Annotated in this window: 1 protein-coding gene; it reads left to right on the top strand. The window is 74.2% G+C overall.

Annotated features, from left to right (window positions below):
• The coding region (locus ACLBYB_RS32855; RefSeq protein ID WP_447701386.1) for an ATP-binding cassette domain-containing protein at window positions 1-360 on the top strand (360 nt) is incomplete at both ends.

Here is a 360-nt window from a genome sequence, read left to right as displayed (position 1 = left end):
CAGCGGGCCGACGGCCTGTCGGGCGGCCAGCAGCAGCGCGTCGCCATCGCCCGCGCCCTCGTGCAGGAACCCGAGATCCTGCTCGCCGACGGGCCGGTTGCCTCGCTCGACCCGCGCAACACGCGGCTCGTGATGGACGCGCTCGCCGACGTGAACCGGCGCTACGGCATCACGGTGCTGTGCAACCTGCACTCCCTCGACCTCGCCCGCGCCTACTGCGATCGCCTCGTCGGCCTCGCGGCCGGGCGGGTCGGGTTCGAGGGCGGCCCCTTCGACCTCACCGAGGACGTGGCGCGCCGGCTCTACGGCCTGGAGGCCGGAGAAGTGCTGGACGATTCCGCGCAGCGCGAGGCGGAGCAG

The sequence above is a fragment of the Methylobacterium sp. D54C genome (assembly GCF_053345595.1).
This window is presented reverse-complemented; position numbering and strand designations above follow the sequence as displayed.